The sequence below is a fragment of the Corallococcus interemptor genome (assembly GCF_003668875.1).
Taxonomy (GTDB): domain Bacteria; phylum Myxococcota; class Myxococcia; order Myxococcales; family Myxococcaceae; genus Corallococcus; species Corallococcus interemptor.
On sequence record NZ_RAWM01000022.1, the window covers coordinates 56973 to 79858 of the forward strand.

Annotated in this window: 17 protein-coding genes; 9 read left to right on the forward strand and 8 right to left on the reverse strand. The window is 70.7% G+C overall.

Annotation, left to right across the window (positions count from 1 at the left end; genetic code table 11):
* Positions 1-53: 53 nt before the first annotated feature.
* On the reverse strand, positions 54-2510 hold the full coding sequence (locus D7X96_RS11225; RefSeq protein WP_121769689.1) for an AgmX/PglI C-terminal domain-containing protein: 2457 nt from the start codon (positions 2508-2510) through the stop codon (positions 54-56).
* Between the two features lie 40 nt (positions 2511-2550).
* Complete coding sequence (locus tag D7X96_RS11230) at positions 2551-2961, reverse strand: hypothetical protein (RefSeq protein ID WP_244219533.1); 411 nt, start codon at positions 2959-2961, stop codon at positions 2551-2553.
* 229 nt (positions 2962-3190) lie between these two features.
* Between D7X96_RS11230 and D7X96_RS11235 the strand changes: the two genes are divergently transcribed.
* Entirely contained in the window at positions 3191-5530 is a 2340-nt protein-coding gene (locus tag D7X96_RS11235; RefSeq protein ID WP_121769690.1) for an MtsA protein, read from the forward strand.
* On the opposite strand, the gene D7X96_RS11240 is transcribed toward D7X96_RS11235, so the two are convergent.
* Positions 5520-5780 (reverse strand): hypothetical protein, encoded by a 261-nt coding sequence (locus D7X96_RS11240; protein ID WP_121769691.1) that lies wholly within the window; start codon positions 5778-5780, stop codon positions 5520-5522. The genes D7X96_RS11235 and D7X96_RS11240 overlap by 11 nt on opposite strands.
* A 262-nt stretch (positions 5781-6042) precedes the next feature.
* On the opposite strand from D7X96_RS11240, the gene D7X96_RS11245 reads away from it, so the two are divergent.
* From D7X96_RS11245 to D7X96_RS11265, 5 genes are all read left to right on the forward strand, one after another.
* Complete coding sequence (locus D7X96_RS11245) at positions 6043-7680, forward strand: calcium-binding protein (RefSeq protein ID WP_120549412.1); 1638 nt, start codon at positions 6043-6045, stop codon at positions 7678-7680.
* A 170-nt stretch (positions 7681-7850) separates the two neighbouring features.
* Positions 7851-9176 (forward strand): cell-cell cohesion MYXO-CTERM protein MtsC, encoded by a 1326-nt coding sequence (mtsC, locus tag D7X96_RS11250; protein WP_120549411.1) that lies wholly within the window; start codon positions 7851-7853, stop codon positions 9174-9176.
* A gap of 37 nt (positions 9177-9213) precedes the next feature.
* Positions 9214-11199 (forward strand): cell-cell cohesion protein MtsD, encoded by a 1986-nt coding sequence (gene mtsD / locus D7X96_RS11255; RefSeq protein WP_121724065.1) that lies wholly within the window; start codon positions 9214-9216, stop codon positions 11197-11199.
* Positions 11196-12986, forward strand: coding sequence for a vWA domain-containing protein (locus D7X96_RS11260; RefSeq protein ID WP_120549409.1), 1791 nt, complete (start codon positions 11196-11198; stop codon positions 12984-12986). Before mtsD ends, D7X96_RS11260 begins: the two co-directional genes overlap by 4 nt.
* Before the next feature lie 24 nt (positions 12987-13010).
* Positions 13011-15317: a hypothetical protein gene (locus tag D7X96_RS11265; RefSeq protein WP_121769692.1), complete on the forward strand. Its 2307-nt coding sequence runs from the start codon at positions 13011-13013 to the stop codon at positions 15315-15317.
* Positions 15318-15370: 53 nt separating this feature from the next.
* Here D7X96_RS11265 and D7X96_RS11270 read toward each other — a convergent pair whose 3' ends face one another.
* Positions 15371-15814 (reverse strand): Ig-like domain-containing protein, encoded by a 444-nt coding sequence (locus D7X96_RS11270; protein ID WP_199747059.1) that lies wholly within the window; start codon positions 15812-15814, stop codon positions 15371-15373.
* A gap of 79 nt (positions 15815-15893) precedes the next feature.
* Between D7X96_RS11270 and D7X96_RS11275 the strand changes: the two genes are divergently transcribed.
* Entirely contained in the window at positions 15894-16343 is a 450-nt protein-coding gene (locus D7X96_RS11275; RefSeq protein ID WP_199747061.1) for a hypothetical protein, read from the forward strand.
* Between the two features lie 23 nt (positions 16344-16366).
* On the opposite strand, the gene D7X96_RS11280 is transcribed toward D7X96_RS11275, so the two are convergent.
* Together D7X96_RS11280 and D7X96_RS11285 are read right to left on the reverse strand one after the other, a co-directional pair.
* Positions 16367-18019, reverse strand: a complete 1653-nt coding sequence (locus D7X96_RS11280) for a GMC family oxidoreductase (protein WP_120549405.1) — start codon at positions 18017-18019, stop codon at positions 16367-16369.
* Positions 18016-18669, reverse strand: a complete 654-nt coding sequence (locus D7X96_RS11285) for a gluconate 2-dehydrogenase subunit 3 family protein (RefSeq protein ID WP_120549404.1) — start codon at positions 18667-18669, stop codon at positions 18016-18018. Before D7X96_RS11285 ends, D7X96_RS11280 begins: the two co-directional genes overlap by 4 nt.
* A 74-nt stretch (positions 18670-18743) precedes the next feature.
* On the opposite strand from D7X96_RS11285, the gene D7X96_RS11290 reads away from it, so the two are divergent.
* Positions 18744-20072: a hypothetical protein gene (locus tag D7X96_RS11290; protein WP_120549403.1), complete on the forward strand. Its 1329-nt coding sequence runs from the start codon at positions 18744-18746 to the stop codon at positions 20070-20072.
* On the forward strand, positions 20069-20620 hold the full coding sequence (locus D7X96_RS11295) for a hypothetical protein (RefSeq protein WP_120549402.1): 552 nt from the start codon (positions 20069-20071) through the stop codon (positions 20618-20620). The genes D7X96_RS11290 and D7X96_RS11295 overlap by 4 nt, the downstream gene beginning before the upstream one ends.
* Positions 20621-20673: 53 nt before the next feature.
* On the opposite strand, the gene D7X96_RS11300 is transcribed toward D7X96_RS11295, so the two are convergent.
* Both D7X96_RS11300 and D7X96_RS11305 read right to left on the reverse strand, forming a co-directional pair.
* A complete protein-coding gene (locus D7X96_RS11300) occupies positions 20674-21321 on the reverse strand; it encodes a DUF3332 domain-containing protein (RefSeq protein ID WP_121724069.1) in 648 nt (215 codons plus the stop codon).
* 59 nt (positions 21322-21380) lie between these two features.
* Complete coding sequence (locus D7X96_RS11305; protein ID WP_121769693.1) at positions 21381-22745, reverse strand: sigma 54-interacting transcriptional regulator; 1365 nt, start codon at positions 22743-22745, stop codon at positions 21381-21383.
* Between the last annotated feature and the right edge of the window lie 141 nt (positions 22746-22886).

A 22886-nucleotide genomic window follows, 5' to 3' on the forward strand; every position in this document is an offset into this window, starting at 1 on the left:
TTTTTCCTGTCAGGAGGCGGGGAACGACGTGGGGTGGGGGGAGCGTCCCCGCGTCAGTAGCCGACCGAGTTGAAGAGGAACGGGTACGTGATGATGACTTGGCCGCCCTTGGGGGCTGGGAACTGCCAGCCCTTCAGGCTGCTGAGGATGCACGCCTCGACGGAGGCGTTGCGGAGGGTGGAGGACTTCGTCTTGGCGGAGGCGACGCGGCCGTTGAGCCCGATGGCCCACTCCAGCACCACCTTGCCGGCGAGCCCGGGGTCCTTGAGCAGCGCGCGCTCGTAGCAGCCGTGCACTTCGTTGAGGTGGCTGTTGATGACCTTGGCCACGGCTTCACGGTCCACGGTGCCCTGGGTGGAGGAGATGCTGCGCGCGGTGGCGCGCGTGACGGTGCCGCCCACCGCGCCCTTGCCCACGCCGCCCGCGCCCAGCGCGCCAATGCCGCCGCCGCCCTTGCCGCGCAACAGCTCCGCGCCCAGGGTGGCGCCGCCGCCCTTGCCGCCGCCGCCCAGGCCGAACGTGCCCAGGCCCGCGTTGGCGATGGGCGCCTTCCCGATGAGACCCGCGAGCTTGTAGTTGGTCTGCTTGGCGTTCTTGCTGCCCGGGCCGCTGCCCAGCTTGTCCACGGCGGCCAGCAGGTCGTTGGCGGCGGGGCCCGCGGCGGACAGCTTCGCGAGCGCCTTGAGGGCCTTGCTCTCCGGCGCGGCGGCCACGGCCTTGGGGACCTGGACCTCCTTCACCGGCTTGGGAGGCGCCTTCTCCGCGACGACGGGCTTCTCCTTCGCGGGCTCCTTCTTCTTGAGGGACTCGAGCTTCTTCTTGGCCTCTTCCTTCTTCTTGGGCTCGGGGGCGATGAGGCGCAGCGCGACGGGCGGCAGGTTCTTCTGGGTGAAGTCCGCGGTCGCGGGGCCTTGGGGCCGGGTGGCGATGAACCAGCCCAGGCCGCCGCCGAAGATGGCGAGGAAGAAGAGGGTCAGCCAGGGCAGGCCCTTGAGCGGGTTGACGAAAACGCGCTCGGGGGCGGGGGCCGCGTAGGCGACGAGCGACATCTTGCCCTGGGTGAGGCGGGCGGCGGCGCCGTCGCGCAGGGTGACGAAGCGGCGGCTGCCGTCGGACTCGAGCGCGGCGGTGGTGACGGGGGCGAAGCGGCCGTCTGTGTTGGCCTTCTCCACGTCGGTGCCGGGGGGCACGAAGAGGCGGTAGTTGCCGTTGACGGACTCGGCGAGGGTGAAGTCGTCAGCGCCTTCGGGGAGGGAGAAGCCCCACAGCGGCATGGGGGCCAGCTCGTCCACGGCGGCCTTCACGGGCTTCTTCGCGTCCGGGGCGAAGCGGCGCGCGTCGCGGCGCACGGCGCCCCAGTACAGCTCCAGGTAGAGCTGGGCCGCGCCCTTGCCCGGGCCGATCCTCGGCGCGTGCGTGGGGCGGGTGGCCGGGGCCGCGTCGAGGACGATGGGACCGGCGGTGGGCGCGGGGACATCCGTGTCCACGTCCGCGAGCAGGTCGTCCGCGACGAGCAGGCTGGGCATGGCCTCCGAAGGAGGACGGCGCCGCGCGGAGGGGACGGTGCCCACGGGCACGGCGGGAGCCGGAGCGGCCTTCGGGGCCGAGGGCTGCGCGCGCGCGGCCTGCTGGGCCTGCGCGGCCTGCTGGGCCTGCTGCTGTGCGTATGCGGCCTGCTGCGCCTGTTGCTGCGCCAGCGCGGCTTGCTGTGCCTGTTGCTGCGCGTATGCGGCCTGCTGCGCGTGCTGCTGGGCCACCGCGGCCTGCGGCGCCTGCGCGGCACGCTGAGCCTGCTGTTGTGCCAGTGCGCCCTGATGTGCGTGCGCGGCCTGCTGCTGCGCCTGCGCGGCCTGCTGAGCTTGAGCCGCGCGCTGAGCCTGCTGCTGGGCGTGCGCGGCCTGCTGGGCCTGCTGCTGTGCGTATGCGGCCTGCTGCGCTTGCTGCTGCGCATACGCGGCCTGCTGAGCCTGCTGTTGCGCCAGAGCGGCCTGCTGGGCCTGCTGCTGTGCGTACGCGGCCTGCTGCGCGAGCGCGGCCTGCTGTGCGGCGTACGCGGCCTGCTGCGCCTGCTGCTGGGGCGCGAAGCCATTCGCGGGAGCGCCGAACGCGTGGGGAGGAGGCGCGGCGGGCGGAGCCCCAGCACCTCCGAGCAGCGCGGCCACCTCCGGCGGAGGCTGCGGCTTGGTCTCCACGGGACGCTGGTTGAGGATCCGCGTCTTCAGGACGAACGGACCGCACAGCACCTCGTCCACGGAGCGGATCTCACAGGCGGTGACCTGGTGCCCGTTGACGAAGACGCCGCTGGTCCCGCCGCCCGCGTCCTGGATCGCGGCGCGGCCGTTCTGGAAGTACAGCAGCGCATGGCGCGGCGACACGGACGCGTCGTCCAGCCGCAGGTCCGACGACGCGTCGGATCCGAGCGCATAGGTGCCGGGGACGAAGACCTCCGTGCCCACGAGGAGTCCGTCGCGGAGGATGACGACTTGCAGGACGCTGGGCTGGCCGCTCAACGGTGACGCTCCCTTCAAGGGGGTGATGGGCGGTACGGCCCTACTGATCGTAGACGGTGGCGAGCGTCTCCGAGCGGAAGCTGTCCCGCTCGCGAAGCATCGACCGCGTCTTCAATTCCTTGCGGTCATACAGATACACGGCGCCGGACTTGTTCGTCTGGCCCTGGATGAGGCGGTCGTCGAAGTCGATGCGCGACGGCCCGCGCTGCGGAGGCGCGGACGACGCGGCGGCCGAGGCATCCCCCGTCACCGGATCCGTCACGGCCGAGTTCGACTTCGTCTCGATGCGCGGCGGAGTCTTGCTCGAGCCCTTCTTGGCCTTGGGTGCCTTCGCGGCCTTCGTCTTGGAGGCGCGTGCACGCCCCTGGGCCCAGGCATCGTTCGCGGGGGAGAGGGGACCGAAGCCGAGCACGCTGGCGACGGCACAGAAGAGGAGGAAACGTCGCATCATCAACAGGTTAAGCGATGCGAGCCCCGACCTGTCAACGCACACTCCAGTCCCATGACAGGGCCCGTGCGATCAGGTGTGGGGGGCAGTCCACCTCACCTGGGGCGGGCACTCCACGACTCGCGCGGATTCGTTCCGGGATGCTGGAAACGTCGCGTGGGGTTCCCTCCGCACAGCGCCTCCCGAGCATGCGAGCAGACGTGGCGCGAAGTCATCGTGACACGGTGGGCGAATGGAGGATGCTCGCGCGCGGGAGGCATGCACACGCGTGAAGGGTGACATTCGCAGGCTGGAGTGGATCGCGACAGGCCTCGCGGTCGTGGCCGTCCTGGGCGTCCTGGCCGTCGTGATGATGCCGCAGGAAGCGCCAGGGCCTCCCGCTCCGCCCGAGCCGCGCCCCGTCCTCCAGGCCGTGGGTCCGAAGCTGACCAGCAACCAGACCTCGCAGCCGCTCTCCCTCTACGGTGAGAACCTGGTGCCGGGCCTGCGGCTGGTGCTGGGCGCGCCCCTGTCGCGCGAGGTGCCGCTCAAGGTGGTGGACGCGCGCCACGCCTACGCGAGGCTTCCCGCGGACCTCACGCTCCCTCAGGGCACGTTCCAGACGGACGTGCAGCTGTCGCTGGCCGCGAGCACCGGCCCCACGCCCACGGGCACCGCGCGGCTCACGCTGGTCAACGACGCGGCCTTCCCGGACCTGATGGCGATGGCGCTGTCTCCGGACGGGCGCACGCTCTTCGTCGCGTCGCCGCCCACGGACACGGTGTTCGCGCTGGACGTGGAGGCGGGCCGCGTGGATCCGATGGCGGTGGGGGACGGGCCGTCCGCGCTCGCGACGTGGACGGACGCCGGCGGGCGCCCGTGGCTGGGCGTGGCCCACCAGTGGGGCGGGGGGCTCTGGCTGTACGCGCTGGACGCGCCGGAGCGGAAGGCCCGCGTCGTCCCCGCGCCGGTGGGCGCCTGGGGCCTGGAGGTGGATGGCGCGAAGGGCATGGCCTTCATCGCCGAGCACGTGAACGACGCGGTGCACGCGCTCGCGCTGGAGGATGGCCGCGAGAAGTGGGTCCGGGCCGTGGATCCGAACCCGCGCGCCCTGGCGCTGACCGGGAAGTTTCTCGTGGTGGGCAGCCTCCAGACGGGGGAGGTGGGGCTGATCGACTCCATCAGCGGCCGGGATTTCGCGCCCACGGTGCCCATGCCGGGCGTCCCCATCATCGGAGGGCCCACGGAGGCCTTCTCCGCGCAGGTGATGGGCGGCAAGGCGGCCCGGGCGCTGGTCGCGAGCGGCCGGCTCAACCGCGTCTTCATGTCCAGCCTGGGGCCGAACGTGGGGCCCAACGCCCAGCGCATGGAGGTGAGCGCGAACAGCGGCGTCGCGGTGCTGGACCTGGACCATGAGCAGGTGGTGCGGCACCGGGGCTTCGGCGCGGGCGTGACGGAGGGGCTGGCGCTGGATGACCGCGCCGGGCTGCTCTACGCGGCGGACGTGGGCCTGGGGCAGGTGCGGGTGCTGGACGCGAACGCGCTGGTGAAGAGCGACGCGGCGGCGCGCGGGGCGGTGCTCCAGGCGCTGCCCATCCCGGCGCCGGAGGGCACGCCGTTCATCCGCCCGGCGGAGGACCTGGGGACGAAGGGGAGGGCGGGGCTGGAGCTGCACTCCGGGCCCCGCTCCCTGGCGCTGGCCCCGGACGGGCGCACGCTCTACGTGCTCAACCGCTTCACGGGCACGGTGGCGGTGGTGGACGTGCGCGAGGCGCGGACGGGGAAGGCGAGCCTGGTGCGCCAGTGGCCGGTGGTGGACGTGCGCTCGCGCGAGCAGCGCCGGCTGGGCCAGGTGCTCTACTTCACGGACGTGGGGCGCACCGGCATGAGCTGCGACGCGTGCCACATCGAAGGGCACACCGGCGGCGTCTTCTTCGAAAAGACGCGCCCCATGCGCATCTACCGCTCCACCACGGCGCTGGGCAGCCGGGACACGCCGCCCTACTTCACGCCCGCGAGCACGCGCAGCCTGGCGGAGACGGCGGAGACGGTGGGCGGGCGCAACCGCTACCACAACCCGGATCCGCTGCCGTCGGAGGTGGAGGCCCTGGCGCTCTACACGTCGCTGCTGTCCACGCCGCCCAACCCCTACCGGGACGCGGACGGCGCGCCGCTGGAGACGGTGACGATGCCGGACGGGACGAAGGGCCGTCCCTTGAAGGGGCTGGCGCTGTTCGAAGGCAAGGCCCGGTGCACGGCCTGCCACCCCGCGCCGCTCTTCACCCTGGACCAGGACCCCGCGACGCGGGGCCAGTACCTGGACGTGGGCACGCCCATCGCGCTGGAGCTGCGGCCGGAGCAGCAGCAGCTGGTGAAGGGCGCGGCGGCGCCCTCGCTGGTGGGCACCTGGGACGTGTGGCCCCTGCTGACGAGCGCCACGATGGGCTATGCGGTGCAGGGCGACCGGCTGGTGGCGGCCGCGCGCTTCCCGCTGCGCATGCTGGTGGAGCGCTCGGGGCCGGAGCACGGTGCCACGCAGGACCTCACTCCCCAGGAGCGCGACGACCTGCTCGCCTACCTGCTCACGCTGTGACGTCTAGCGCGGTGAAGGGCATCATCACCGCGGCCCGGGCCCACGTGGCCAGCGCCTCGCGCAAAAGGGGCCAGACGCAGAACGCGTAGCCCACCTCCACCACCAGCGGGCCCGTCTTCGACACCAGCACGACCTCCTCCATGGACACCGCCATGCGCGGATCGTGGCTCTTCACCTCGCGGTTGTGAGCCATCGCGCCCGTCGCACCCAGCGCCAGCACGAACATCGCCGCGGTCCCGCCCAGCTTCATGTGCGTCTTCTTCAGGGGCTTGCTCCTTGGGGATTGGACTGCATGGCCAATGTCTTTCTCGTCCCAGGAATCGGAGCCATCCAGATAGGGCCAGGATTTTGTCCGGAGCTGATTCCAGGCGGGATGTGGACATTCCAGCCTGGGTGGCGGCGTCCTTTTCCCTTCCGGCGCGAAAGGGCAGCCCCGTGTCGGGCCCTTCACGCGGATCCCCCCCGCGCGTCGCTTGCGTCGGAAGGGGGGGCTGAGGTCTACAATCCAACGAATGCGTTCCTCCCCCCGGGTCGCCTGGCTCCTGCTTTCCTCGCTGTGGCTGTCGTGCACCGACGCGGGGCTCTATTCGATCAACGACCGCGCGGGCGGCTCGCGGGACCGCGCCAACTTCGAGGGTGACCTCTGCGTCCCCGAGGCCACCGGCGACGCGTTCCCCGTGAAGGTCGTCTTCGCGCTCCAGGGCGGCACCGGCGTGGAGCCGGAGGTCGTGGGCTACGCGGTGGACGGGCTCACCACGCTGACCTCGCGCTACACCGGCCCGCAGGTGAAGTTCGGGCTGGTGGCGTTCCACTCGGTGGCCACCGGCCTGCAAGGCAGCTTCACGGACGCCGCGGCCTTCCAGTCCATCCTGCCGCGCTACGCCAGCTACCAGCAGCAGGGCCCCATCAGCATCCGCTCCGCGCTGCGGCTGTCCAAGAGCCTCCTGTCCGGCGACATGCAGGCCGCCTGCAGGGGCGAGGTCGCGCGCTCGCGCTACGTGGTGGCGCCCGTCATCCGCAGCTCCGACGTGAGCTGTGACAACCCGGCGTACAACATCGGCATCGACAGCCGCTGCTCCGCGCTGTCCCAGGCCGCGGGCTGCAACGCGACCCCGGCGTCCCAGGCCCAGTGCAACGCCGCGTGCAGCCAGTGCGAGCTGACCGCCGTGGTGGGCGAGCTCAAGGGGCTGGTGGAGCAGCTGGGCGCGGGCGACGTCAGCGTCCAGCCCATCTACGTCCGCGGCGACGTGCCGGACCCCGTCACCCGCCTCCAGGTGGCCGCCATCGCCAACGCGGGCGGCAGCGCGCCCGTGGAGACGGACTTCGCGGGCCTGCCCAACGCGCTGGCGCGGCTGGATTACGGCGCGCTCGACAACGCGCTCAAGCTGAAGCGCTTCCTCGCCTTCAACCGCAACGTGCAGGTGCGCAACGGCCAGATGCTCACGGACAGCGACGGCGACGGCGTGCCGGACGACGACGAGCGCGCCCTGGGCCTGGACCCCGCCGTCCCCGACACCGACCAGGACGGCCTGATGGACGGCGTGGAGCTGCGCATGGGCCTGGACCCGCTCGCCGTGGACGTCATCAACGGCTGCAGCGTGGTGCAGGACACTGACGGCGACCGGCTCAACGACTGCGAGGAGCGCGTGCTGGGCACCGACCCCTGCATCGGCGACACCGACGGCGACGGCCTGCCGGACCTGGTGGAGGCCCTGTCACACACCAACCCGCTCGTCGCCGAGGACCTGCTCGACACCGACCGCGACGGCCTCTCCAACGTGGCGGAGGTCGAGGCCCACGGCGACCCGCTCAGCGCCGACCTGGATTTCCACCGCGAGCGCGGCTACGGCTACTCCATCGTCCCGCTGCCCCCCACCGACATCAGCGACCGCGCCTGCTACCGCACCCGCGTGGAGAACGTCTCCCTGGTCCCCACCCTGGAGCGCCCCCACCCGCTGATTCCCGGCGAGGTCATCCGCGCCGGCACCAACGAGGTCTACCTCTACCTCCAGGTGGGCCGGGACAATGATCCGCGCGGCGCCGGCGTGGGCTCGCTCTTCATCCAGGAAATCCAATACGACCCCGACACGGGCCGCACCCCCGCGGGCATGGTCCCCCTGGTCTCCGACGACTTCATCGTGGGCACCTGAGCCGGCCCGCCGGCGTGGGGTGTCCCCCACAGTCTCAATGGGGTGTCCCCCCCACACCCATCCTGTAGCAGTCCCTTCCAGACGCATAACCCCTTGAAGTTCCTGACCCTGAAACTCCTACAGACGCGGGATCGCCTCTTGCTAGAGCGGGGGTTGTGAAAGGAGTCACCATGACTATCGGTCGCATTGCCCCCCTGTTGGCGCTGGGAGCCTTCCTGGTGCTGAGTCCCCGCACCGTGCAGGCCCAGGAGCAGAACCCGGACAACCCGGAGTGCCTCGGAGATGAGTGCGGTCGTCCCAAGGAGGAGGGCGGCGGCTGCGGTTGTGGCTGTGGCTGTTCCATCTGGGTGGCGTACACGGACGACGGCAAGACGCTGTCGTACACGGACGACGCGGACGGCGACGGCAAGGCGGACGACAAGGACAACTGCCCGTTCACGTCCAACCGCGACCAGGACGACTCGCCGGACGGCGACGGCGTCGGCTCCGCCTGTGACAACTGCCCGGGCGTGTCCAACGCCACGCAGCTGGACGGTGACGGTGACGGCATTGGCGACGCGTGCGACCCGGACGACGACAACGACGGCAAGCTGGACGGCGAGGACAACTGCCCCACCATCCCCAACGCCAACCAGGCGGACAACGACAAGGATGGCATTGGCGACGTCTGTGACGACGACGACGACAACGACGGCAAGAAGGACGGCGAGGACAACTGCCCGCTCATCGCCAATGAGAACCAGCAGCTGCCGGCGGACGTGAGCCTGTGCCGCGTGGACGCGGACGGCGACAACATCTCCGACAACCTGGACAACTGCCCCGGCCTGTCCAACCCGGACCAGAAGGACGCGGACGCGGACGGCATTGGCAACGCGTGCGACCCGGACACGGACAACGACTCCGTGCTCAACGCCCAGGACAACTGCCCGCTGGTGGCCAACCGCGACCAGGCGGATGACGACGGCGACGGCCTGGGTGACGCGTGCGACACGCGCTACTGCGTCGTCCTCAACAAGGACAACCCCAACGATTGCCTGGACCCGAAGTCGCCCTTCAGCGTGGGCACCGGCGGCGTGCTGAGCGTGGAGAAGACGGGCATGGCGGTGCGCCCGCCCCTGTTCGCCAACCGCAACGGCGCGGCCATCGAGTACACGTGGACGGTGGTGAAGCGTCCCTCCGGCTCCAACGCGGTGGTGGAGAACCCCAAGGGCGCCGTCACCTACAGCCGCCACTGGGAATACCAGTACGTGGACGGCAGCGTGCCCAACTTCAACCCGGACAAGGAAGGCGAGTACGAGCTGCAGGTGTCCACGCGCCTGGCCTTCGCGGACCGCGTGTTCCCCGACCAGCGCACCTCCGTGTCCAGCCTGTTCGTGAAGGTGGGCAAGCAGGACGCCGACGGCGGCGGCTGCACCTCGCTGCCCGCCGGTGGTAGCGCCGCGGCCCTGGGCGCCGGCGTGCTCGGCCTGCTGCTGCGCCGCCGCAAGAAGGCGTAAGAAAGAGATGTCCCCCATGCCAGGAGGTCCGCATCGCATGCGCCGTCAGTTCGTCGTCCCGCTTCTTGCGACCGGCCTCCTGGTCCTGGGTGTGCTGTCCTGTTCCGACTCGCTCCTGGAGCCGCGCGCCCAGGAGCAGTCCCAGCTGGATGACCGGCTGACGCTCACCGGCCGGGTGTGCACGCGCCCGGCGAACCCCACCGGCTTCCCGGTGAAGGTGGTGCTCGTCGTGGACGAGTCCGGCAGCATGTGCGTGTCGGATCCGCCGGGCTCGCAGGAGGGCAGCGGCTTCTGCGAGCGCACGGAGGTGCAGGCCATCATCCCGCCGGGCGTCACGGAGCCCGCGCGCGTGCGGGCGCTGAAGAACCTGGTGAACGGCTTCAAGCGCATCAACGACGCGCGCCAGGGCAACATCAGCATCGCCATTGCCCCGTTCGAAACGAACGTGAAGAACACCTGGCCGCCGGCCTCCACGGGAGACCGCTTCGCGCCGCCGGGCAACATCAACGGCTACATCGAAGGCCTCCAGTCGCAGCTGGGCAAGGGCACGGACTACCAGGGCGCGCTCAGCTACGCGTACAGCCTCATCGCCAGCGACATCGAGGCGGTGTCCCAGTCCACGCCGGAACTCTTGCCGCGCACGCGCTACGTCGTCGTGTTCCTCACGGACGGCACGCCGTACCCGCGCTGCTCCGCCAACGACGACCTGTCCGTCTACGCGGGGCCGGACACGCCGGACCTCACCTGGCGCGACTCCATCTCCAGCTTCTGCAACGCCACCAGCACCACGGACGTCATCACCGGCTTCGAGGTGGGCACGGACCGCAACCAGAACTACCAGCTCTTCAGCTACGTGCGCCGGCTGATGGAGCTCAAGACGCAGTACAACGTGGGCGACGTGCGCATGCACACGGTGCTGCTCTTCAACGAAGAGGCCGTGCGCGCCTGCGGCCCCATCTGCCAGGACATCTACGGCACCTACCCGGGCGTCCCGGAGGCGCAGTACCCGGCCGCGGCGAAGAAGATCGCCTCCTTCCTGCTCAAGCGCTTCGCGGAGATGGGCAACGGCGTCTACCAGGAGTTCAGCGACACGGCGGAGATCAGCGAGCTGGGCCTGGGCGCACTGGACTATTCGTCGTTCGCGTCGCCCAACGTGATGAAGACGCTGATGGTGGAGCCGCTGAGCTCCGCGCCAGGGGATGACGGCCGCGTGGTGGACAGCGACGGCGACGGCATCCCGGACACGCTGGACAACAGCTTCACGCTCAAGACGAACCCGTTCACCCTCGACAGTGACGGCGACTGCCTGAGCGACGGCTTCGAGTACCGGCGCCAGGACCAGGGCTTCAAGCCGGGCAACGACCTGGACGCGCGCGGCTGCGACCCGAAGTCCCCGCTGACGCCCGGCTGCGTCTGCCGCGACACGGACGGTGACGGGCTGTCGCAGTTCGCCGAGGACTACCTCAAGACGCGCCAGGGCATCGTGGACAGCGACGGCGACGGCTCGCCGGACGGGCTGGAGGCGAAGTACGGCCTCAACCCGCTCCAGTCGAGCGTGTCCGGCCTGGACACCGACGGCGACGGCGTGCCGGACGACGAGGAGCTGCGGGCTGGCAGCGACCCCACCCGGCGCGACCGGACCTTCCACGACCGGTACGGCATCCAGTACGAGGTGAAGAAGGTGGAGGGCGGCAACGACACGAACGGCGTCTGCTACGACTTCACCGTGTCCAACCTGCAGCTGGTGACGCCGCCGGACCGCTCGGGCGTGAAGCAGGGCTACAACCTGTTCAAGGTGTGGTTCGCGGAGGCGCCGGAGAGCGGCGTGGCCACGGACTACGGCGTCTGGCGCACCGCGTGCGCGTGGGCGCAGTACGCGCCGCCCAGCGTGCGCGTGCCGCTGGGGCCGGACCTGGCCATGGACGACGGTGACTTCCGCCGGCCGGATCAACTGGTGGACCCCTGGAGGACCCAGGGCAATTGCGTCGGCGTGTCGCCGTCGCAGGGAGGCGCGTCGCCGTGAGCCGCGCGGGACGTGGGTGGGCCCTGGCCCTGGTGGGGTTCGCCGTGGTGGTGGCCTGCACCGATTCGTACCTCTACGACCCTCGCCGCGACACGGAGGTGCCCGCGGACCGGGCCGTGGCGCTGGACGGGCGCTTCTGCACGCTGGGCGCGAACGAGGTCGTGCGGCCCATCAAGATCATCGTCGCCATGGACGCCAGCCAGTCCATGCGCGTGAGCGACCCGGACGGCGTGCGCGCCACGGCGCTGGTGGACCTCATCGAGAACCTGCCGCAGGACGACGAGGTCTCCATCGCGGTGATGCTCTTCGCGGGCAGCACCACGGCGTTCCTCACGCAGAACCCCGGGCCGCCGCCGGAGGACGGCTTCATCCAGGTGTCGCGGCTGGACGCCACGGCGAGGGCCATCCTCACGGAGAAGCTGCTCACATTCCGCAACACGGACACGTCGCCGAACCGCGACTCGACGGACTTCGTCAAGCCGCTGTCGGACATCTACTCGCTCATCAACACGGACATCGCGCGGGCGCGGCAGCAGCCCAGCGGCAACGAAGCGCTGGCGCAGGCGCGCTACTCCGTCATCTTCCTGTCGGACGGCAAGCCCACCAACAACCAGGACGACGAGCTCATCCGCGGTGACGCGGTGGTGCGCATCCGCCAGCTGCGCGACCTGGTGGAGGACGTGCGCTTCAACACCGTGCACGTCTTCAACCCCATCCAGCCCGTGCCGTCCGTGTGCGACCTGGTGGCGGAGGACGGCGGCTTTGGCGACGGCGGCTGCCCGCTGCTCATCATCAACCAGAACGCGGACCGCCTGGAGAAGATGGCCACGCTGGGCGGCGGCAACTTCCGGGACTTCCGCAACAACGAGCCCATCAACTTCCTCAACTTCCAGTTCGGCCAGGTGCGCCGCGCCTTCATCGTGAAGGACTTCGTGGCCTCCAACTTCTCCGCGCCCCCGGGCAGCCCGCTGGACGAGGCGGACACCGACGGGGACGGCCTCACCGACGCGCGCGAGTACGAGCTGGGGACCAACCCCAACCTGCGCGACACGGACGGCGACGGCTTCAGCGACGGCGTGGAGGTGTACTTCCGCGACCGCGGCGTGCAGTTCGACCCCACCCAGGAAGTGCAGCCGGACGGCGGCGGCCTGGACAAGGGCTGCCCGCCCGCGCTGCGCGGCGTGGACACGGACTGCGACGGCCTGCTGGACTGCGACGAGCAGTTCATCGGCACCAACGCCACGCTCCAGGACAGCGACGGCGACGGCGTGCCGGACGGCATGGAGTGGCGGGGCGGCACGCAGGGCTCCAGCCAGGACATGGACGAGGACCCGGACACGGACGGCCTCACCAACCGCAGCGAGGCGCGGATGCACATGCGGCCTTTGCAGGTGGACACCGCGAACCTGGCCTCGGACGCGTACCGCTACAGCATGGAGGCGGACGGCCCGGTGGATGACCAGGGCCGCCAGTGCTACCGCTTCCGAGTGGACAACGTGCTCCTGGCGCCCACCGTCGCGATGATCGCCGACGGCGGCGTGGACGGGGGCGTGGACGCCGGCACCGTGCAGCGCGGCGCGGGCTACAACGACATCTACCTCTCCGTGTCCATGCTGCCCGCGGACGACCCCACCGCGCGCACGCTGGTGCGCACCTTCCGCGTGGACTCCGTGCGCTACCCGGTGGGCGGCATCAAGTCGCCGCCGGATGGCGTCATCCGCGTGAACCCCGAGGACTTCGTGGACGGCTGCCCCGGCGTCGCCCCGACCCTCTCGCCCGTCCCCTGACTTCTTCGCCTCCTGGATTCCCCCATGCGCCTTCGCACCCGACTGCTCCCGCTCGCGCTCCTCTTGCTGGCCGCCTGTTCCTCGGAAGGGGACGACACGCCGGACGCCGGCACGGGCGTGGTGGAGGACCTCTGCAACAGCCGCGAGGAGGCGCTGTCCAACGCGGACTGTGAGCTGAAGCCCGGCACGCCGGTGGAGCGCTTCCTGGCGCTCACGGGCGACGTGAAGGCCGGTGACGAGGACTGGTACAGCATCCGCATCCCCGCCAACGCCAACGCGCGCACGCTGGTGCACGTCACCGGCACGTACCTGGCGTCCAGCACGCCGGTGAACCTGTCCGTGTCCGTGCTGGAGAAGGACAAGAGCACCTCGCTGGTGGCGAAGTCGGACCAGCACGGCGCGGGCGCCCCGCAGCCGGTGGACATCATCCTGCCGTACGGCACGCCGGACACGCAGCTCATCGTCGTGGTGCGCGACGCGCCCACGAACCCCGCGCGCCCCAACTACGACGCGCGCAACCGCTACCGCCTCACGGTGGAGCTGCTGGAGAACCCGGACACCAACGAGCCCAACGACGTCACGCCCACGCCCATCGCGCTGTCGGCGCAGGGAGCCGTGCAGGTGGGTAACGCCCAGGGCTACCTGGCCACGGACAACGACGTGGACCGCTTCAGCTTCCCGCTGACGGCGGGGAAGATCGTCTACGTGCGCCTCACCGCGCCGGACCAGGGCTTCGCGCCCAACTACCGCCTGTCCTATGAGCTCTTGCGCCCCAACGGCACGGACAAGGAGTCCGAGGGCAACGTGCGGCCCAAGGTGCACCCGGGCGTGATTGCCACCGCGCGCAAGGTGCAGGCGACGCTCGCCGGCACGTGGACGCTGGTGGTGAAGGGCTACCGGGGGACGAATGATCCGGTGCCCGCGGGCGACCTGCGCCAGCCCTACACGGTGGAGGTGCGCGTGGTGGACGAGGCGGACGCGAACGACCAGTCCAGCGGCAACGACGCCTACGCCCAGGCCTTCGCCCGGGACCTGGTGGGCTCGCCGGGCACGTCCACGTCCTTCACGGGACGGCTGGGCTACGTGGGCGACCAGGACTGGTACGCGCTGCGCCTGCCCGCGTACGCGAAGCCCAGCGTGCTGCGCTACCGCCTGGTGGAGGTGGCCACCACGCCCCGCTTCGACCCGCTGCCCGTGGAGCTGGGCAGGCTGGCGGACCGGCAGGTGCGGGTCTTCACCACGGTGAGCACGTCCATCACCGCCGAGAACCGCGCCACCTGCACCAACGACGCGGCCGTGTGCCCGCGCGACGTGCGCGAGTTCCCCGACGCGCCCTCGCTGGTGCAGACGTACTGCAACAACAAGGACGCCGTGCTGTGCCTCCAGTCGCTGCGCGAGGAGGCCGACCCGGCGCGCTTCCCCGGCCTGAGCAACTTCCAGGGCGCGCTGCCCGTGCCCACGCACACCGGGACGGCGGCGTACCACTTCGTGGTGCAGGGCGGTAACGGGTGGGCGGATGACCGCGACTACCGGCTGGAGGTGTCCTGGGCGGACGACGACGCGGAGGAGGTCGCCGCCTACAGCGGGGGCGTGGAGCAGGAGCGCGCGAAGACGCTGAATGGCGTGGGCGCGGGCAACCTGCCGGTGCCGGGCAGCGCCACCTTCGAGGCGAAGGGCCAGCTGTCCTACGGCCACGGCCGGCTGCGCGGCAACGACCGCGCCACGGGCCTGGGCGTGCGCGGCCCCACGGACTACGACGCGGTCCCCTCCGACACGGACACCTTCCAGTACCAGCTGCCCACGCTGAGCGCGCCGGAGGACGCGGCGTGGCTGGTGCAGTGGGACGTGGAGAACCTGCCGGATGGCGGCACGCCGCACGGGCTGGCGCTGGATTTGACCTTCTGCGACGGCAACACCACGGATGGCGGCACCCAGACGTGCACGCCGGTGACGACCACCAGCACGGGCGGCGCGCTGACGCTGGCGTACAGCTCCTCGGTGATGCGCGCGTGGCACACCTCCGCGAGCGCCCCGCTCAGCAGCTACCAGGCGCTGTACCAGCTGGAGAAGACGCCCACCACGACGCGCGTCACGGTGGCGCCCTACGCGTGCTCGTGTCTGGAGCGGCGCTTCATCAAGGGCGGCACGCTCAAGGTGGCGGTGAGCGCCACCGAGCGCACGGACTACACCCCCGTGGGCTACACGCTGCGCACCGCGTACGGCGACTATCCGCGCAGCTACACGGCGGCGGATGGTGGCTCGCCCACGTCGTGCCCCGCGCCGTCGCAGGACGGTGGCACGTGGGTGGGCGGTTGCCAGTTCACCCGGTAGCAGCGCCGGGCGGGCGGCGGGGCTTCACGCCTCCGCCGCCTCCGGGAGCGGGACTACGGCGCGGGCTTCGCGATGCCCTTGCCCTTGAGCGTCAGCTCTTGCGTCTCGCCGTTGGCGGCGTTGGACTTGAGGGTGAGCTTGCCGGTGTACTCCTGCGCGGCGGTGGGCTTGAAGGCCACTTCGATGAAGGTGCGCTTGTAGGTCTCCAGCTTCAGCGGGCCGTTCTCCGGCCAGTCCTCCGGCTTCTTCAGGGTGAAGACGCTGGGGCCGGAGATGGAGGCCTCGTTGAGCTCCAGCGTCTGGAGCCCGCGGTTCTCGATGTAGAGCGTGTTGAAGGTCGTCGCCCCCACGTAGGTCCCCGCGGAGAACTCCGTGTCGAAGCTCAGCTCCGTGCGGTCGATGAGCAGCTGCGGCGTGTTCGGCAGTTCCTCGCTCTCGTCTCCGCAGCCCGCCAGGGCGATGATGGTGAGAGGCAGCCACAGGTTGCGCATGCGCATGGACATCCACTCCTCGGTGAGGTTCAGCAGAATGTCTGGAGTTGTAACACGGAATGTCTCGCGGCTGGCGGGTGCTGTGATGGGATTGATGCTCGCCGCCTGCGGCGGCTCGCGCGAGGACTTCATCGGCGCGCGCGTGCTGGATGTCTGCAAGTCGTCCTGGCCCGTGTGCAGTGAATACGCGGGCTGCATCCTCGGACCGGAGAGCTACTCGGAAGGGCGCTTCCCCGGACGCGGGCAGGTGCTGGTGCGCGTGCCGGAGGCCTCCACCATCCAGGTGAGCTTCTATCTGGAGGAGGTGACGGCGGCGGGCGAGGAGACCGCCATCACCGTGCACGAGGAGGGCTGTCGCGCACGGCAGCGCAAGGCGTCCTCGGGCCGCGCGGCGTTGGACCAGATGGAGAAGTTCGGCGTCTTCACCCAGCAGGCGGACGTCACCGGCGTGGGTGACCACCTGGTGGAGTTCGACTCCGACATGCAGGCGCGCTACGTGGTGAAGGTGGACGTGAAGCCGCTGCGCATCCCGTAGAAACGCGCGAGCGGCGTACCGCCTCAGCCCTTGAGCGTGCGCACCAGGTGGGCCGCCACGCGGAAGCTGTTGGCCGCGATGGTGAGCGTGGACGGCACGCTGCCGCCCGTGGGCATGAAGCTGCCGTCCACCACGTAGAGGTTGGGCACCTCGTGCGCGCGGCAGTGCTTGTCCAGCACGGAGGCCGCCGGGTCGTCACCGAAGCGGCAGGTGCCGTGCTGGAGGATGGTGGTTTCGCCCTGCGTGCCCACGCGCTCGACGCTGTCCGGATCCAGGCGCAGCAGCACCTCCTCGCCGCGCTCGACGAGGAAGCGCGTGGCGGCGAAGTCCGCCGGGTGCCGGTCCAGGGTGATGGCGGCCACGGGGATGCCGTACTTGTCCTTCACGCCGGACTCCACCGTGACGGAGGTGCCGGGCGTGGGGAGGAACTCCGCGTAGACCTCGAACTCGAGGATGCGCGAGTCGCGGTACGCGCGCATGCGGTCCTTCAATTCCTTGCCGAAGACGCCGGACTTGCCGCTGCCCGCGAGGCCCACCGCCGCGTAGATGGGGTTGGGGTGCGCCCACATGAAGCCCAGCGTGCCGCCCTTGCGGAAGCCGTGGCGCGCGTCCGGCATCACGTAGAAGTCCTGGAGGCTGCGGTTGACGAAGGGCGCGGGGTCCGTGAGCCACGGCCGCGCGGCCTTCTGCTTCGACACCCGGAAGTGCGCCCGCGAGCCGCCGAAGGAGCTGAAGAGGAGGTTCTTGCCGACGAGCCCGTTGCCGTTGGCGAGCCCGTTGGGGAAGCGGCTGGAGGTGGAGTTGAGCAGGAGGCGCGCGCTCTCCACCGCGGTGGCGGAGGCGATGATGACCTTCGCGGGCTGCTCCTGCGCGACGCCGTCCTTGTCCAGGTACACCACGCTCTTCGCGCGGCCCTGCCGGTCCACTTCGATGGAGCGCGCCATGCAGCCCGGGCGCACCTCCACGTTGCCGGTGGCGATGGCGTTGGGGATGAGGCTCGCGAGCGTGCTGCTCTTGGCGCCCGTCTCACAGCCGTAGCTGCCGCACAGCGCGCAGTAGGCGCACGGCGAGCGGCCCTTGTAGGCCTTGCTGATGATGCCGCGCGCGGTGGGCAGCGCGTGCCAGCCCATGCCCGCGCACGCCTTGTCGATTTCGGACGCCACCGGGTGCACGTCCAGCGGCGGCAGCGGGTAGGGGCCGCTGCGGGGCTCCGCGAAGGGGTGGGGGACGGCCTGGCCGGACACGCCCAGCTCCGCTTCCGCCTTGTCGTAGAAGGGGGCCAGCTCCTCGTAGGAGATGGGCCAGTCCGCCACGGTGCTGCCGGGCACGGCGCCCAGCGTGGAGCGCAGGCGGAAGTCCACCGGCTTGAGGCGGTAGAAGAAGCCGCTCATGTGCACGGTGCCGCCGCCCACGCAGTTGGCGGTCCACGCGGCGTTGCTGCGCTCGTAGCGGCCCTTGGCGCCCTGGCGCACCAGGTGCGGCTCCTCCCACGGCAGCGGCATGAAGAAGTTGCGGCGGCTGTTGAGGATCTCGTCGTGGACGAAGTCCTTGGGCTGGTAGTGGCGGCCCTTCTCCAGCACCACGACCTTGAAGCCCGCGCGGCCCAGCTCCAGCGCCAGCGGCGCACCGCCCGCGCCGCTGCCCACGATGCACACGTCCACGGAAGGAAGGCTCACGGGTGGTGGCCTCCGCACTCGCGCAGGCACCTGGGACCGTCGTAGCCCTCGGGCGGCGCCATGGCGAGCGTGCCCACGGTGTCGAAGCCCATCAGGCGCCAGCCCACGCGGCCCTTGTTGCCGCCGTAGGACGGGTCGCCCAGGAAGCCCTCCAGGCTGAGCGTCATCAAGAGCTCGAAGAAGTGGGCCTCGCCGCTGCCGGCCGGGCTGTCCTTGAAGATGGCGAGCAGTTCGTCCTGCTGGGCGGGCGTGGCCTGCGCGAAGCCCTTCTGGAACATGCGCTGCGCGCGGCGCTCCAGCGCGGACAGGCCCTGGAGGAAGTCGCGGTGCATGGACTCCAGCCCCTGCGTCTCCAGGATGTGGTCGATGTAGAGCGCCACGTCCGCGTCCTGGGCACCGGGGTCCTCGTCGCGGGGGAGGAGCCGCTCGGTGGCCGCGGCGACGACGGCGTACTCGAAGGCGGAGAAGGTGCGCAGCGTCTGTCCGGCGGCGGTGGTGCCGGTGGGCTCCGCGGGCTTGGGCGCTTCCGCTTCCTTCGAACGTTTACACGCAGCGCCGCCCAGCAGCACCACACCGCCGCCGAAGAAGGTGAGCCGCTGGATGAAGGTGCGCCGGGACAGCTTCGGGGGGAGCGAACGCGCGCGAGCCATGACATGCGAGCCTAGCCCAGGTGCCCTAGGATGGCGCACTCAACTGGGCCGATTGGACCAAGGAGAAGAACCGCATGAAACGGCACGCGTGGATACTGGGAGCGGCGCTCGCGCTGGGATGTGGCGGCGGCAAGCCGGCCAACCCGGACGCGGGCCCGAAGCCGCAGGACGATGGCGGAACGACGGACACGCCCTTCGTGCGGCTGACGGTGGACACGGGGCCGACCGAGCAGACGGCCATCTCCAACATCGCGATGGCGGTGGGCCCGGAGGACCGCATCGGCATCGCGTACTACGTGAAGGTGAACGACAAGGACTTCGAGCTGCGCTACCGCGAGGTGCAGGACGGCCGGGTGCAGGCGACGGCGGAGAAGATCGCCACCGTGCAGCGCATGTACGGCGTGTCGCTGGCGTTCAGTCCCGCGGGCCAGCCCGTGGTGAGCTACCTGGGCGGCGGAAGCGACAACTCCGTCTACTGGCTGCAGAGTGACCTGGCGGTGGCCTACCGCAACGCGAACGGCACCTGGACGGAGCACATCGCGGTGCGCCGGGGTGACGAGGCCGTCGCGGGCAACGATGTGAGCGACGAGGGCTACCTCGTGGGCATCAACCCCGCGCTGGTCTTCAGTGGCAACGACGCGCTCGTCGTGTACCGCGACGTGCACAACGGGCAGTCCCCGCAGCAGGACTGGGCGGGCAGCGACGTGGAGCTCGCGAGCGGCGGGCCCGCCACCTGGCAGCACCGGGTGGTGGCGGTGGGCGGCAATGGCGCGGACGAAAAGCCCGCTTATGGCGGCCGCCTCCAGATGGTGATGGCGGGCGCCCAGCCGGCGCTGGTGTTCGACCAGGCCTTCGGGGCCGCGGACGCGCCGGGGCAGAACGTGTTCTTCCAGCGCCGCAACGCGGATGGCACCACGTGGACGCCGCCGGTGAAGGTCCAGTCGGTGGGCGGCACGATGCTGGGCGCATCCCTGGCGTATGACACGCAGGTGGGCTTCGGCATCGCGGTGGTGGACCGCTTCACCAGCCAGCTCACGTTCATCACCTGCGACGGCAAGACGGGGACGAAGTGCGCGGCGGCGGGGGACTGGACGACGCCGGACCCCGTGTACCAGACGGGCTCTGGCGGCTGGTATCCGTCGCTGGCGTTCGACCCGACGACGCATGATCCGTCCATCGCGTTCCACATCTGCTCGCTGGAGTCCGGGCGCAACGAAGGCAGCTGCTCGCCGTCGGATGACGCGCTCGTCATCGCCACGCGCGTGGAGGACCAGTGGCGCGAGGTGACGGTGGACACGGCGGGCGGCTGGTCGCCGAAGCTGGCGTTCCTGTCGTCCGGCAAGCGGGTGGTGCTCTACCGCGCGAGCGGCACGCAGGCCCTGACGCTGGCGGTGGAGCGGTGAGCCTCGCGGGACGCGCCCTGGCGGCGCTGGGGCTCGCGGGCCTGCTCTCTGGCGCGGGCGCCATCGCGTGCCGGGGAGACAACGAGCTGTCCGGCAGCGTGTCGGAGCTGTTCACGGTGAGCGACGTGTCGCGCGTGGAGATCCGCCGCAACCCGGAGGCGCTCCAGGTGAGCTACTTCCGCAACAACGGCCTGGACGTGGACCTGGTCGCGCGGCTCACCGTGGACACGGAAGGCGTGGACCTGAAGCCGGGCACGAAGGTGCAGCTCGGCGGCACCACGCCTTCGGGCCGCGACCGCGCGTCGGTGGTGCACGTGGCCGCGGGAGAGCCCGCGCGCGTCTTCACCCAGGTGGAGCGCGGCGACCTGGTGCTCGACGAGGGCGGCAACCCGGGTGAAGTCACGCGCGGAGACTTCTCCCTGTCGTTCAAGAAGGGCGACGGCTACGGCGCGGGGCGCAACATCGAGGGGACGTTCAACTCCCTGGCGCTCGACGCGGGCTTCGGTCCGGACCTGGGCGACGTGGTGGGCGACGAGCCCTCGCCCTGAATCACCCCGGGGCTTCCGGTGACACACGCGCCGGAAGCCCCAGGTTCTTGCCTTTACGGAGTGCAGGCGTCGAGCGTGGCCAGGCCCTGGGTGAGCTGTCCCTGGTGCGTGGCGAACCCAGCGAGCGCCGGAGCGCCGCCGTCGAGGAAGAGCTGGCGCGCGGTGTCCACGGCGTCCCGTGCGTGCACCGTCACGGTGGAGCCGCTGGCGTCCGTCACCTTCACCGCGCCGTCCGACTGACCCTGCGCGCGGATGAGCAGGGCGCCCGCTTCGTCGCGCGCGACCATGCCGTCCTCCAGCGGTTCGAAGTAGCGCACCACCGGCGCCTGGCCTTCGCGCTGGAGCTCCAGGCGCATGACGCCGGACTCCACGTCGCGGGACATCTTCAGGGTGTCGGTGGGGCTGAGCTTCACGATGCGCGTGTTGGGGTCTTCGCCCTCCACGCTGCTCACCGGGTTGCTGCCGGTCCAGAACTCGATGCTGTTGACGACGAGCGCGTCCACCAGCGTGCCGATTTCATAGACAGGCACGACGACGAACACGAGGAACACCAGCCACTGGACGAACTTGTTGCCGGAGATGCCCTTGTTGAACTGCCAGATCTTCGTCGTGAGCTTGAACGAGCCGAAGCAGCCCGTCGCATGCATCATCAGGACACCCGCGCACAACACACCGAGCCAGCGGGACGGACGCAACTTCATGAAGCCCTCCTGGGGGATGGGGGACCGCGCGAAAGCGGCCGCCACCATGCCACAAGGGCTCAGTCCGGCTCGCTCTGAACGAGCCCGTACTTGTGCAAGAGCGAATAGAGGTGCTTGCGGTCCAGCTCCGCCTCGCGGGCGGCGCGGGCGATGTTGCCCCGGGCGCGGCCCAACAGGCGCGTGAGGTACTCGCGCTCGAAGGCGCGGACGAGCTCGTCCTTGCAGACCTTGAAGGGCCCGGTGAACTCCACCGGCAGGAAGTCCCCGGCGGGGGCGGGCACGTCGCGGGTGAACTCGCGCAGGAGGTTCTCTCCGGCGAGTCCCGGGATGTCCACCATGTGCCGGGCGCGCTCCAGGGCGTTGCGCAGCTCGCGCACGTTGCCCGGCCAGGTGTGCCCCAGGAACTGCTCTTGAATCTTCTCCGGCAGCCGGGGCCACAGGCCCTCACCGGCGAAGGCCTCCACGAGCAGCGGGATGTCCTCCTTGCGGTCGCGCAGGGGCGGCAGGCTGACGGTGAAGACAGACAGGCGGAAGTAGAGGTCCTCGCGGAAGCGGCCCGCCTGCGTCTCCGACCACAGGTCCTTCTTGCTGGCCACGACGATGCGCGCGTCGAAGGTGATGGGCGAGGACGAGCCCAGGCGGCGGAACTCGCGGTCCTCGATGGCGCGCAGCAGCTTGGGCTGCAGGTCCAGGGCGAGGTCGTCGATTTCGTCCAGGAAGAGGGTGCCGCCGTGGGCGCGCTCCAGGCACCCGATGCGCTGGCCCACCGCGCCGGTGAAGGCGCCCTTCTCGTGGCCGAAGAGTTCGGACTCGATGAGCGAGTCGGACACGCTGGCGCAGTCGAAGACGACGAGCGGCCCGGCCGAGCGGGGGCTCAACTTGTGGATGGCCTTGGCGCCCGCGCCCTTGCCGGAGCCCGTCTCGCCCACGAGCAGCACGGTGGAGTCCGTGGGGGCGATGCGCTGGAGCAGCGCGAAGATCTGCCGCATGGGCAGGCTGCGGCCCACGAGGTCACCCAGCCGGTCCTCGGCGGTGGGCTCCACCTGCACGGGGGCCATCTGCGGGCTGAAGCGCAGGCGCACGTCGCCGACTTCCAGGAGGGCACCGGGGCGCAGGTAGGCCTCGCGCACCTGGGCGCCGTCGAGGAAGGTGCCGTTGGTGGAGCCCAGGTCCTGGACGAGGAAGCGGTCCCCCTGGCGGCGCACGACGAGGTGGTTGCGGCTGACGGTGGGGTGGTCGATGACGACGTCGTTGTCGGTGGACTTGCCGACGCGCAGGTCCTCCGTGGCGAGCGGGTACACGGTGCCCGCGCGTTCGGTGTCCAGCAGCACCAGGTGGAAGCGCTGCGCGGACAGCCGTTCTCCCTGCGCCCGCGCGGCGACGACGGTGTGCGTGGGGATGGGGGCGGGAGGAACGGGAGGCATGAGCGGCCGGGGATTCTAGACGGCTTCGGGCCCGCGCGGGCTGTCTGTCGGTACAACCCGTGCCCGGCCGGTGGGCAGCCGGGCACGGCGCGTCATTCCCGTGATGGCGGCTTTGTTTTGAGCCCGGAGAAACAGCACGGC